Origin of the sequence: Brevibacillus brevis (assembly GCF_031583145.1) — a bacterium.
Taxonomy (GTDB): Bacteria; Bacillota; Bacilli; order Brevibacillales; family Brevibacillaceae; genus Brevibacillus; species Brevibacillus brevis_E.
This window is the reverse complement of the sequence record NZ_CP134050.1, coordinates 4,376,510-4,389,627: the sequence shown is the minus strand read 5'-3', so window position 1 is coordinate 4,389,627 and position 13,118 is coordinate 4,376,510. Positions and strand designations below refer to the sequence as shown.

Here is a 13,118-nt window from a genome sequence, read left to right as displayed (position 1 = left end):
AGGAGGAAGTTTGCATTGCTGTTGACAGCGAAAGGGTTGAGGAGTTCTGGCGGTGAACTGCAGTCGTGGGAAAACCCGGATTATTTGTTTCGATGGAGGGGGTTCGTCTACCTGCTGGGCTTTGCGCCTGGAGCCGCTTCGGTCCGGGAGTTTTCCCGATTGATGGCTGCAGAAGGGCTGGACCGTGCCATTTCCTCGCTCAAAGGTCATTTTTTCATGGTGGTGAAGGAAAAACAGACGCATACATACATCTGCTTTACGGACAACAATGGGGGATTTACCGCATTTCATTCGAAAACGGCGGCAGCCAGTTCGTTTTTGGACCTGGTCACCTACCACGGTCTGACACCCGTCAGCCTGAACCGCGATTCCGTCATGGAGTTCGTCAATTTCGGAAACGTGTTCCTGAACCGGACGCTTGTCGAAGGGATTTTCCGGATTGACCGCAACCAGGTCATCCGGTTTGGACCGGGCGGGAAAAGCATCCATTCCAAAAATTTGGCGCCGATCGATGCAGGCCATGGGGATTTCGACTATCTTCAGTTCTTCGAGAAATTCGCGCACTCTGCCCGCGAATGCCGGATCAGCGTGGATTTGACGGGAGGGGTGGATTCGCGGCTCATCGCTGTCATGCTCGACTATTTCGGCGTCCCGTTTGAGACGACCGTCTCCGGCATGGATGGCATGGAGGACGTGGAAATCGCAAAGGAGGTAGCGGCAGCTCTCGGCAAGCCGCTCCACATCACCTACCCGTGCATCGACGGCTTGGAAGACAGCATTCCCGAGCTGTTTCGGCTGAGCGACGGCCTGAACGACACCTTCAAGCATTACCGCTCCTATCAGCACAATCGGAACCGGGTGAAGCGGGGGATCGAGCTGGCGCTGTCCGGCATCGGCGGAGAATTTCTCAAAGACGAGCTGTGGCTGCAGGATTTCCCGTTCTATTCAAGCAGGATGGCGAGGCTGGAGAGGCTGGTGACGCTGCGGATGTTCCCCATTCCGTGCAAGGACGACTACTTCAGCAAAGATTACGCCAGACGCAATCAAAATGTGAAGCAGGCCGTCGTCCAGAGGCTGTCCCGCTATCAAATGGACCTCAACACGAAAACGTACGACCATATCTACTACCAGTACGAGCTGCCGACGATTGGCGGCAACTTCCTTACTGCGGCCAATCGCGTCCTGCCCAGCTATGCGCCCATGATGGAGCCTGAATTCGTGCAGTTCGGCTTCCAGCTGAAGCGCCGGGAACGGTTTTTCAACACGTTTCACCGCAAGACCATCTCCCAGGTCAACCCGGCCATCTCCCGGATTCGCACTTCCGAAGGCGGCGTATCCGTCTCGGCAGACAAATGGGAGGTCGGCAAAGACATTCAAAAATACGTCAGGGACAAGAGCATCCGGCTTGTGAAGGTCATCGAAAGGAAGCTGTTTCAGACATCGTATACGAGGCAAAAGGCGGATCATCCCGATTTGTACGAACGAATCCGAAATTCACAGTTTGCCAAGGATGCCATTGAGCTCTTAAAGGAAGAAAACATCTTGCACAGGCGCGTCCGCCTGCACGAGATCCACGACGCTCATCTCAGCCATTTCTTGTCGCTGTTTCTCTTTGTGGATTTCCTTCATTCGACAAAAGGGCAATGTTCCCTCGGAAACGAGTAAAAAACCGGACACATTCCAGCTAATGGGGGAGTATACTTGCTAATTACACACGAGGGAATCAAATCGGTCGACCCGGGGTACAGCAAATGGGAAAACGACTGGGCCGTGTTTTACTGGAAAGGGTTTGCCTACATGCCGGGAATTGCTGCAGGACTGCCATCCGTCCAGCGGTTTGCCGCATTCGCAGCCGAGTCGGCTTTGCCAGAGGATGTACTGCAGCTAAAAGGCAGCTACCATATGGTCCTGAAGAGCAAACACACGCATGCGTACTACAGTTTTACCGATTCGAGCGGCTGCTTCGACGCTTACTTCGCCGACGATGCCCTGTCCAGCTCTTTTCTGGCACTGGCCGTCTTCAAGTCACGTCCGGAGACGTCCTTAAACCCTGACGCGGTTGTGGAATTTCTGCATTTTGGCCATCTCTTCGGCAATAAAACCTTTTTCGATTCGATCCGGAAGATCGACAGCAGCGAACTGGCCGTATTGAACGGTCGGCATGTCAAGCTGGTCCGAAAGAAGCTCGCCTCCATCTACGAGACGGCGGAGCCGGTCGATTTTTACGCATTTTTTCAGCAGCTGGCCGGCTCTCTGCGGCATCACAAAGTCAGCATCGATTTGTCGGGCGGAATCGACTCCAGGCTGCTCGGCGTGCTGCTTCATTACTACGGCGTCGAATTCGAGACGACGATCTCGGGGATGGAGGGCATTTCGGATGTGGAAATCCCGAGAGAAGTGGCGGACTTGTTCGGAGTCCCTCTGCATGTGACGCACCCGTACGTGGACGATCTGGAAGAGCGCGTGGAGGAGCTGTTTTTGCTCAGCGACGGACTGCACGATCTGTTCCGCCATTATCGTACCCATCGCCATAACCAAAACCGTCTCCAAAGAGGGATGGATGTCGCCATCACCGGCATCGGCGGAGAGCTGTTCAAAGATTTCTTTTGGCTGCAAGACTTCCCGTTTTACTCCCGAAAAAAGGCCAACCTGAGCCGGCTGTTCCATACACGGATCCTTCCCATTCCGTGCAGCACCCATTATTTTTCAATCCCGTTTGTCCCCCTTTGCCAAACGTTTTCCGCGCGTATGCTGCAAGAACTCTCTCCTTACGTGCTCGCGACCAATACCGAAACCTACGACAATATTTACTACCATTACCGCATGAAAGCGATCGCGGGCAATTTCATGACGGCAGCCAACCGCGTGCTGCCTTCGTACGCTCCTCTGCTGGACGAAGATCTCGTGCGGTATGGTTATCAATTGAACAGAAAGGAGCGCATGTTCAACGGATTTCACCGCAAAGTCATCACGCAGCTGAATCCGGCGGTATCCAAAATACGGACAGCGGAAGGAGGGATCTCCGTTTCGAGCGAACGGCTGGAGGTGGCCAAGGACGTCCAAAAATACGCGATCAACTACAGCAGGCGATTGATGAACCTGCTGGGCAGGAAGGTGTTGAAGAAGAGCGTTTCGCAGGACAGTCCCGAGCATCCGCGCTTGTTTGCGGCAGTCCGGCAGCTTCGCCAGGCCCAGGCCTCGCTGGAATTGCTGAAAGAGGCAGGCATCCTTCATCCGCACCTGACGCTGGAGCAGATCCACAATCAGCATATCGGCAGCATGATCACACTGGCGACACTGCTCCATTATTTCGACCAGAAAATAGGAAATGAGCACCAGGGTGATCGCGAGAAGCAAAGAGAAGGACGCCTATCGCATCTTTCCCATTCATCGTGAATTCTCAGGGAGAACAGGGTGAGCAAGCATGCTAATCACACAAGAGGGGATTACCCACTATCAGAAAACGGAGCAAATGTGGGAAGACGGCGACTATTTGATCAGTTGGCGGGGGTTTGTTTTTGTTCTGGGCATTGCGGCGGGAATGGATTCGGTCATGACATTTGCAGAGGAAGTCAGAGCGTCCGGGCTGATCACGGCGATCAAGCTGTTGAAAGGACATTTCTTCATGACCGTCTGCGACAAGCAGGCAGGCGTGTTCTATTCGTTTATCGACAACAGCGGAGCTTTTGAAGCCTTTCATACGGATTCCGCCATATCCACTTCGTTTCTCGCCCTGGCGAGGTACAGCGGCTTTGGCAAGGAACGCGTGTCCAAGGAAGCGATCGTCGAATTCATCAATTTCGGCAACATCTACGACAACCGCACGCTCCTGGATGGCATTTGCAAAATCGATAGCAATGAAATCATCGTCTTTTGCTCTCATAAAAAATCTATCGTATCCAAGCAGCTGGCAAGTATCGACACACCCTGTCCCGACGTGGATGTCATGGATTTTTTTCGGCGGTTTTGCCAGTCCATCCGGCATTTGAAAATTAGCGCCGATTTGACGGGAGGAGTGGACTCCAGGCTCGTCTGTGTGCTGCTCGATCATTACGGGGTTCCCTTCGAGGCGGCTATTTCCGGGAGGGCGGGTATCCGGGATGTGGACATTCCCGTAGAGATCGCCCGTGTGCTGGATCATCGCCTGTACGTGACGGAGCCGTGCGTCGAGCGGCTGGAGCAGATGGTTCCCGAGCTGTTCGTCTGGTGCGACGGAATGAACGATCTGTTTAAGCATTACCGGACGTTGCCGCACCACCAAAGCAGGAGGGACAGAGGGATCGAGCTGGTCATATCCGGCATCGGAGGAGAGTTTCTCAAAGAAAACATGTGGGTGCAGGACTTTCCGTTCTACGCCCGGAAAAAGGCCAATATCCGCCGGTTTCTGCGGATGAGAATGCTTCAGATCAAGTGCAAAAGCTCGTATTTCGCGGGGGAGTTCCGCGCGATCAACGACACCTTCGAAAACGGCGTGGTGGACAAATTGGGGCGCTATCGGATGGACACGAATACGAAGACGTACGACAGCATCTACTACCATTTTCGGATGAAGACTGTCGCCAGCACGTTTATCGCTTCGACGAACCACCTGTTCGGCTGCTACTCGCCTTTTCTGGAGTACGATCTGGTCCGCTGCGGCTTCCACTTGAAGCGCCGCGTGCGTTTTTTCAACCGGTATCATCGCGAGCTGATCACGAGATTGAATCCGCAAGTAGCCAGGATCCCCACGGCAGAGGGAGGCATCTCGGCATCGGCGGAAACGCTCGAGATGCTCAAGGATATCGGAAAGTACATCCGCAACAGATGCAGGCGGGTCACCAAGGTAGTCGGCCGCAAGCTGCTGAGCAAAACCTACCTGCAGGAGAGCCCGGAACACCCGGAATTGTTCCGGAAAATGCGCACCCTGGGCGTGACTGAAGAGGCCGTCGAACGGTTAAAGCGGGAAGGAGTTCTCGATCCGCGGCTGGAAGTCAACGATATACTGGATGCCCATTTGGGAAACATCGTGACCTTTGCAGTGTTTCTGGGCTACCTGGAAGGACGGGAGGCGGGAGACGTACGGGGGGAAGATCGCACGGAGAACAATCAGGCGGTAGTGACTGTATAAATGCGAAGGGGCGGGAGAATGGCATCCCGCCCCAAACCTTTCACTCATCCAGCACGTCCGGTGAGTCCGTATGTAGTGAGCTGCATTTCGGGGACGAGCAGGGTCAGCTCTTTGAATTGCTGAATGATGGAGCCGCCGTACAAATCCATGACGCTGCCGTTTTCGCCGAGGACCGGGTGGCACATGATTTCGGCAGAGACCGGCCGCTTTTCTCCCTTCTTACAGGCGGTGATCATGTCCGTAATTTCGCAAAAGTAGCGGACTCCGCGCAGCCCCTTTGCCGAAAGAATGCTGTTGTAGAGATGCTTGTATGCTTTTTTGGCGATCGACATATTCTCTCCGAGGTTGCGTGTGAGCCGCAGGTAATGGATGCCTTCCTCTTTCAAGACATCCATGATCAATGTGCCGATCACGAATTCCGTATGGACGTGATTGTGGGAGTCTGCGTGCGTAAGAGGCAGGCCGTGCGCGCGGCAACGGTCGATTTGCGCCTTGACTTCAGTGGCGAGGGCATTTTTTTCGTCCGGGTTCAACGGGAGGAAGAGGCGGGAGAACGAGAGCTTCTTCGGAAGAAACAATCCGTCTGCATCGCAAAAGCGTGGGCATTTGCGGATGCGATCTGTCAGCGGCAAGCCGTCCGTCAGATTGATGTGAAGCCCGATGCGGTCCAGCAGCTTCTCATCATGGGCGCGCACGCAGGCGGATTCGAAGGTAGCTCCGTTGGCGACGATGGTGGTGGAAGACAGGGCGCCTGAAGAAAATGTCTGGATGATCGCTTCGTCCGTCGAATGGGACGTGCCGAAATCATCCGCATTGATGATGATCTTCATACAGTCAACTCCTATTTCTCTCTCGAAAACCAACTGCGATGTAGACGTGGGCGAGGCGGGAAGGGGATTGGAAAGAATGTTCGTTATTGAGAACTACTCTTCGTTCATTATAGGACTACCAGAACTTCCAGTCAACGTCTTTTTGCTTTTGGTAGACCCGGACGTAATCGATGTCGTGGAATTGGGGAAACACGGTCGTTTCGTCGGGCGCACCCGGCCAGTCACCGCCCACTGCCGTGTTCAAATACAAATAGGCCGGCGTGTTTTGGACGTGGGAGGTAGAAGAAAAGCGCTCGATGCCATCGATGTACCAGGTGATCTTGCCGGGCTCCCACTCGACCGAGAACGTATGAAACGACTGCGAATAGTCCGGGCCCCGGTACGTACCCGTATACTGCTTCTTGCCGCTTCCCAGCCAGTGGTGTGTCAAATAAATCTTGTCGGGCTCGTGTCCCAGCATCTCCATGATATCGATCTCATACGGGGAAATGTGATCGCTCGGCGGCATCCAATGGGCGGGCCAGATCCCTTGTCCCCTGGGCAGGCGAGCGTGTATTTCCACTTTTCCATACAAAAAGTCAAACTTGAATCTCGTATCGACCGCACCGGATGTGTAGTCCATACCCTTGTAGCTGCGCTGGTCGGTGCGGATGCGCAAATATCCGTCGACGATGGACAGCGCCGAGGGGGTGTAGTATTCCAGCTCGTTGTTTCGGGGAGCGGGGGAATCGACGACGTTCCATTTCGAGAGGTCCAGAGAGGGTCCGTCGAACTCGTCGCTCCATACGAGGACCCATTGATTTCGATAGTGGTTCAGTCGGTCTTTCACGATGACAGAGAGCAGGAGAAGCAGGCAAACGACAAGCAGCCACAGTGCAAGCCGATGACGGGCTATCATGGACACCCCCTTGGTACGAAAATAGCAACACTCTACTATTCATTATAACGAACGTTTGTTTTTTTTACAAAGAAAGGATTTGCAGTTTATTCAGCCAAAAATAATAAATACACCATCATAATCCCGATATCGGCGAGGATATGGCTGAGCATGGAGCCCAGCAGGGAACCGTCGCGGTGCCGCATGTACCCCCAGACGACGCCTGCGAGAAAAACCGGAAGGACCATCGCTGCGTTGTAGGGCCAGGCGAACAGGGGGATGACCGAGAGCAGGTGGTACAGGCTGTAAAAAAAGGCAGTCACCAGGACGACGATGTGCGGGTTTCGCTTCCGGGCCAGCTTTTGGTGGAGGTAGCCTCTCCAGTAGAGCTCCTCCAGCAGCGGGTTGACGAACATCAGGATCCCGATGAGCCACACGGCATGGCTTCCGGAAAATTGCCATCTTTCCAGGAGGCGCAGCAGCTCGTCTCTCTCAAACAAAGAAGCGTGAAAGAAGAAACCGGCAGCCACGATCGCAAGCAAAAAGAGAACGCCGCTTCCGAGCCCGAAAAGGAGATTCCTTCGTTTCGGGACCAGCCCGACTGCGGCAAGCAAGGCCTGCCTCCGACCGGCTTTTTGGCGAAGGCATTCTTGAAGGGGGATGAACAAGAGCCAGCTGTAAAAGAGAAGAAAGGCAACGGGAACGCTGCCCGCCACCTGCAAGCCGATAAAAAGCATGAGTGTAGGACCGAAAAGCAAAAGAATGAGATTCATAGGATTCGCCACCGTGAGTAGAGTTTCGAGCGTGCAGAGCTTGGTCTGCCCGGCCTACCTTTTATCGTAGCGAGTCTTTGCGCGCAAAAGTAGTACCTATTTTCATTGGTACCTAAGTAGAAAGACCATGGCGGCGGCCGTTCTGGCCAGCTGCATCGAAGCGGTACAGACAATAGGAGGGGGAAGACCAGATGAAAATCGAAATCGATCGCAACGGACTGATCGCATTGGTGCAAGATCTCATTCGGATAGACTCGGTGAATCCTTATCTGGATGCGGACGGTCCAGGGGAGAGGCAAATCGCCCGTTTTCTTCAGGAAAGGATGCAGGCAGGGGGGCTGGAGGTGAGGGTGATGCCGATCAACGACACGGCGGTCAATGTCATCGGCATCCTGCGTGGATCGGGTGGCGGAAGGTCTTTGCTGCTGAACGGCCACATGGACACGGTGAGCGCCAAGCGCATGGCGATCAAGCCGTTTGATCCGCTGCACGAGGATGGCAAAATTTACGGCCGCGGCAGCCAGGATATGAAAGGCAGCCTCGGCGCGATGATCGCTGCGGTGGAGGCGGTCTCCCGAGCACAGGTGCCTCTCTCGGGGGACGTCATCCTCGCATTTGTCGCCGACGAGGAGTACAAGAGCATCGGGACGGAAGCCCTGGTCGAGGAATATTCGGCGGACGCAGCCATCGTCTGCGAGCCGTCCGACCTGGACATCGGCATCGTCCACAAAGGCTTCGCTTGGATCAGCTGCGAAGTGAAAGGCAAAGCCGCGCACGGCAGTCGCCCGGCTGAAGGGATCGATGCCATTGTTCACACGGGCAGGGTGCTGTCGGAGATCGAGCGTCTGTCACAGCAGCTCGCACAGAAACGGCACCCGATTCTGGGCCCGCCTTCCGTTCATGCCTCGCTTATCCAGGGCGGGACGGAGCTGTCTACGTATCCAGATCATTGCCGGCTCGACTGGGAGCGCAGAACCATTCCGGGCGAGACCCGGCAGGAGGTGGAACAGGAAGTGGCGGGCATGCTGGAGCGGCTGCGGGCAGGGGACGACAGCTTTCAGGCCAGCGCAGAGCTGTTTTTCTGGAGGGAACCGTTTGAAGTCTCTACGGACGAGCCGATTTTCGCAGCGCTGGAAGCTGCTTGCCGCAGCAGGCTGGGGCGGGCGCCAGACATCTCCGGCTTTTCCGGCTGGACCGATGCCGCCCTGCTTCAGGGAGCGGGCATTCCTACTGTCTTGTTCGGACCGTGCGGGGCAGGACTGCACGGTGCAGTCGAATACGTAGAGACGGAGAGTCTGGTGGACATGGCGAACATTTTGGCGGATACGATTCGCGAATTTTGCCGGTAGACGCATGCGGAGCATTCGGCCCGTCTGCCATTCGCGGCAGCATGGAGGCAAGGCGGCGACAGGAATAAAGTGACAGCCCCGTCCTATCAGCAAGGCTGGCGATCCCGTAGTCAGCCTTTTTGGATTGGCGTTCGTTTTGTGGTATCATATCTCTAGTGCAGCGATTTTTCATACGGGAGGAGGAAAAACAGATGAAAATGAGAGAAATCGTAGGATGGATCCGTTCCATTGGATTTGCTGTCATCTTCGCCTTGGTTCTCGGAATCTTCGTATTCCAGCCGTACAAGGTGGATGGGCATTCCATGGATCCGACCTTGCAAGACCAAGAACGCATATACGTTTCCAAACTGTCCCATACGTTTAGCTACATGCCGAACTACGGCGACATCGTCGTAATCGACAGCCGTGTAGACCGCAACCGCACATGGATGGACGATATACTGAGCCACCCGCTGATCGGCCTGATCACAGGAACGGCTGACGATCATTCCATGTACGTCAAGCGCGTCATCGGCAAACCGGGCGATGTTTTGGAATTTAAGGATAACAAGGTGTACCGAAACGGCGTCGCCCTGGACGAGCCGTACATCAAGGAAACGATGGACTACGTGTCCGACGGCAAGCTCACTGTCCCGCCGAATCACATCTTCGTGATGGGGGACAACCGCAATCACAGCACTGATTCCCGCGAGATCGGATTTATTCCGCTCGACCACGTGATGGGAACCATGATTGAGAATCCATTTTCCTAAAAGCGAGGGGTTGTCCAAGCGAGGACAACCCTTCTTAGGCGGCTGAAGATGTCGAAATCTTCAGCCGCTTCGAAATAGGAGGTATGTACCGTGCCGAGCATCTTGATTGCGGACCGTGATACGAACGAGCGAATCGGGATCGGCTGGCTCATCACGAGCTGCGCCATTCCGTACGATCATGTGTATATGGCCTCTACCGCGACTGAGGTCATCCGCTGCGTAGAAACCCATACGCCGGACGTGCTGTGCCTGGAGCTGGACATGATCGGGAAAGGGCAGTGGGAGCCGCTCAAGCTCTTGATCGAGCATTATCGCCCACGGGTAGCTGTCATGACCGCGGAAGCGACTTTTGAGCGCGCAATGCAGGGAATTGAGCTGAATGCACGCGATTTGTGGCTGAAGCCGCAGACGCCGGAGACGATCCGGCGCACACTGGCACGGTATTGCCAGGAAAGAAGGGACGCTGCTGCCCACGGGCAGGAGGGGGGAGACGACGCGGGCCGGGTGGCGGAAGTATCGTACCTGGATCTGTTCTTTCCACTTTCGATGCCGGGAGGGCCGTACCCGCTTATGCTGGCGCAGCTGGAAGAGCCGAATCGGCATCCCGAGCTGCTGCGCTTCCTGACGGAGTATCCATTTCGGGAGAAGCCGGTCCTGCTTCCGCTGGGGGATGCGATCGTCGGCCTATTTCCAGCTGACGAGCCCGAGCCGCTGTCCCGCCTCGAGCAAGTCGGCAGGCGGCTCCTGCGCGATTGGGAGGCGGCCTCGGATGCTCCGCTGTCGCTCGTCATGTACGATTCGGACGACCCTGAGCAGCGGCTGAGCGAAAAGTACAGGGACGCGAGCCAAGCGCTCGACATCCGCTTTTTCAAAGGCTACAGGCAGCTGTCGGTCGTGCGCGGCCGTATCGCCTGGACGATGATCGACCCGTTTTTGACGCCCAGCGAGCAGCGCGCCTGGATCGACATGCTTCACGACGGCAGCAAGGAAGCGCTCAAGGAGTGGATGTATCGCCATTTCTTCTTCAAGGAAGAGCCGTATCCGGAGCCGGGGCTTCTGCGCATCAGGCTGACCAGCATCCTGGCGCAAGTGAGGCGCTATATGAAGGCGCACGGACTTGACCGCGGGAAGCTGGAGGAAGAGTATCACCGGGCGTTCGATACGATCCTGTACTCGCCCATCCTGTACCGGATCGTGCAGGAGCTGCTGCTTTTCATCTATACGCTGCTCGAATCGGCGCGCAGCCATCAGGTTGGGGGACGTGCGGACGTGATCGAGCTGGCTATCCGCTACATGGAAGGACGCTATACCGATCCGACCCTGCGGCTCGAGGAGGTCGCCCGTCACGTGGATCGCAGTCCCGCCTACTTCAGTACGCTCCTGAGCCAGAAGCACGGCATCTCATTCCGCCAGCTCCTGGTCAACATGCGGCTGAAGGAGGCGCAGCGGCTGCTTTTGGAAACATCGCTGCCGGTCCAGGAAGTGGCGATGCGGACCGGGTTTGGGAATGCCAATTACTTTAGCAAAATCTTTAAGGAAAAGACGGGGACAACCCCTCGTTTTATGCGAAATCAAAAAAAAGTATAGAAATCGAAAGAAAAGAGTGAAAAATTCGATCGAAGGCTGTCCGAGGACAGTTTCGGATCGAAAAAACTGGCACCATTTCGAAAGACAGGTGCCTTTTTTGCGTTTTTTTCCTTCACTATACTGGAGCCAAGCGGTGAATCTCGAGAAAGCAGGTGGACAAGATGAACATGACCCATACGCAGTCGATTCAGCAATTGCTCCAGGAGTATTCGGGCACGACATTGCACACGAAAGGCTGGGTGCAGGAAGCAGCCTTGCGCATGCTGCTGAACAATCTCAATCCCGACGTCGCAGAGCGGACGGAAGACTTGGTGGTGTACGGCGGGATCGGCAAAGCGGCCCGCAACTGGGAATGCTTCGATGTTATTGTCAAAACATTGAAAAATCTGGAGTGCGATGAGACCCTTCTGGTCCAGTCCGGCAAGCCGGTCGCGGTGTTCAAGTCGCATCCGGATGCGCCGCGCGTCTTGCTGGCAAACTCCAACCTCGTGCCTGCCTGGGCGACATGGGAGCACTTCCATGAGCTGGATCAAAAAGGACTGATGATGTACGGGCAAATGACGGCGGGCAGCTGGATTTACATCGGCAGCCAGGGCATCGTGCAAGGAACGTACGAGACGTTCGCGGAATGTGCCCGCCAGCATTTTGAGGGGACACTCGCGGGCACAATCACGGTCACGGCCGGCCTCGGAGGAATGGGCGGGGCGCAGCCACTCGCCGTATCGTTGAACGGCGGCGTCAGCATCAACATCGAGATCGATCCGACCCGCATCCAGCGCCGTCTGGACACGAAGTACCTGGACGTCATGACCGAGAGCCTGGACGAAGCGATCCGGATGGCCGAGGAAGCCAAGCGGGAGAAAAAAGGAATCTCCATCGGCCTTTTGGGCAATGCGCCTGAAGTGCTGAACGCGATGCTGGCGCGCGGCTTTATCCCGGACGTATTGACCGACCAGACCTCCTCGCACGATCCGCTGAACGGCTACATCCCGATCGGCATGAGTCTGGCGGAGGCGGCAGAGCTGCGGACGCGCGACCCGATCGCTTACGTAGCGCGGGCGAAGGCGAGCATCGCCGAGCATGTCAGGGCGATGCTGGCGATGCAGGAGCGCGGCGCCGTCACCTTCGACTACGGGAACAACATCCGCCAGGTAGCAAAAAACGAAGGCGTGGAAGACGCATTCCGCTTCCCGGGCTTTGTACCTGCGTATATCCGTCCGCAGTTTTGCGAAGGAAAAGGGCCGTTCCGCTGGGCGGCGCTGTCGGGCGACCCGGAAGACATTTACAAGACGGACGAAGTCATCCTGCGCGAGTTTTCCTACAATACCCACCTGTGCAACTGGATTCGCATGGCCCGCGAGCGGATTCAATTCCAGGGACTGCCTTCGCGCATTTGCTGGCTGGGCTACGGGGAACGCGCCCGCTTCGGCCAGATCATCAATGACATGGTGGCCAGCGGCGAGCTGAGCGCCCCAATCGTCATCGGCCGCGACCATCTCGACTCCGGCTCCGTCGCCTCCCCGAACCGGGAGACGGAAGCGATGCGGGACGGAAGCGATGCGGTGGCTGACTGGCCCATCCTCAACGCCCTGATCAACGCTGTCGGGGGAGCGAGCTGGGTATCCGTGCACCATGGAGGCGGTGTCGGCATGGGGTATTCGCTGCATGCGGGCATGGTCATCGTGGCCGATGGGACGCCGGAAGCCGCGAAACGACTGGAGCGGGTGCTGACGACCGACCCGGGCATGGGCATCGTCCGTCACGCGGATGCAGGATATGACTTGGCGATTCGGACCGCGAAGGAAAAAGGCGTACACATCCCGATGATGAAGGAGTGATCACG

10 protein-coding genes are annotated in these 13,118 nt (G+C 56.1%); 7 read left to right on the top strand and 3 right to left on the bottom strand.

Annotation, left to right across the window (positions count from 1 at the left end):
- Positions 1-15: 15 nt before the first annotated feature.
- Genes RGB73_RS21910 through RGB73_RS21900 form a run of 3 tightly spaced genes read left to right on the top strand, consistent with a single transcriptional unit; the run spans position 16 to position 5,107 of the window.
- Positions 16-1,665: an asparagine synthase-related protein gene (locus tag RGB73_RS21910; RefSeq protein ID WP_310764827.1), complete on the top strand. Its 1,650-nt coding sequence runs from the start codon at positions 16-18 to the stop codon at positions 1,663-1,665.
- Positions 1,666-1,701: 36 nt separating this feature from the next.
- Positions 1,702-3,396, top strand: coding sequence for an asparagine synthase-related protein (locus tag RGB73_RS21905; protein ID WP_310764826.1), 1,695 nt, complete (start codon positions 1,702-1,704; stop codon positions 3,394-3,396).
- Between the two features lie 28 nt (positions 3,397-3,424).
- On the top strand, positions 3,425-5,107 hold the full coding sequence (locus RGB73_RS21900; protein WP_310764825.1) for a hypothetical protein: 1,683 nt from the start codon (positions 3,425-3,427) through the stop codon (positions 5,105-5,107).
- A gap of 44 nt (positions 5,108-5,151) precedes the next feature.
- On the opposite strand, the gene RGB73_RS21895 is transcribed toward RGB73_RS21900, so the two are convergent.
- The 3 genes from RGB73_RS21895 to RGB73_RS21885 form a co-directional block, all read right to left on the bottom strand.
- Positions 5,152-5,937, bottom strand: coding sequence for a carbohydrate deacetylase (locus RGB73_RS21895; RefSeq protein WP_310764823.1), 786 nt, complete (start codon positions 5,935-5,937; stop codon positions 5,152-5,154).
- Positions 5,938-6,052: 115 nt separating this feature from the next.
- Positions 6,053-6,835 (bottom strand): glycoside hydrolase family 16 protein, encoded by a 783-nt coding sequence (locus RGB73_RS21890; protein WP_310764822.1) that lies wholly within the window; start codon positions 6,833-6,835, stop codon positions 6,053-6,055.
- 86 nt (positions 6,836-6,921) lie between these two features.
- On the bottom strand, positions 6,922-7,587 hold the full coding sequence (locus RGB73_RS21885; RefSeq protein WP_310764821.1) for a CPBP family intramembrane glutamic endopeptidase: 666 nt from the start codon (positions 7,585-7,587) through the stop codon (positions 6,922-6,924).
- Between the two features lie 191 nt (positions 7,588-7,778).
- On the opposite strand from RGB73_RS21885, the gene RGB73_RS21880 reads away from it, so the two are divergent.
- The 4 genes from RGB73_RS21880 to hutU all read left to right on the top strand — a co-directional run bounded on the left by RGB73_RS21880 (position 7,779) and on the right by hutU (position 13,113).
- Complete coding sequence (locus tag RGB73_RS21880; protein WP_310764820.1) at positions 7,779-8,936, top strand: ArgE/DapE family deacylase; 1,158 nt, start codon at positions 7,779-7,781, stop codon at positions 8,934-8,936.
- 197 nt (positions 8,937-9,133) lie between these two features.
- Positions 9,134-9,688, top strand: coding sequence for a signal peptidase I (gene lepB / locus RGB73_RS21875; protein WP_310774472.1), 555 nt, complete (start codon positions 9,134-9,136; stop codon positions 9,686-9,688).
- A 90-nt stretch (positions 9,689-9,778) separates the two neighbouring features.
- On the top strand, positions 9,779-11,275 hold the full coding sequence (locus tag RGB73_RS21870; RefSeq protein ID WP_310764819.1) for a helix-turn-helix domain-containing protein: 1,497 nt from the start codon (positions 9,779-9,781) through the stop codon (positions 11,273-11,275).
- 167 nt (positions 11,276-11,442) lie between these two features.
- Positions 11,443-13,113 carry a urocanate hydratase gene (gene hutU / locus RGB73_RS21865; protein ID WP_310774470.1) on the top strand — a complete coding sequence of 557 codons (1,671 nt, stop codon included), beginning with the start codon at positions 11,443-11,445 and terminating at the stop codon, positions 13,111-13,113.
- Positions 13,114-13,118: the final 5 nt, after the last annotated feature.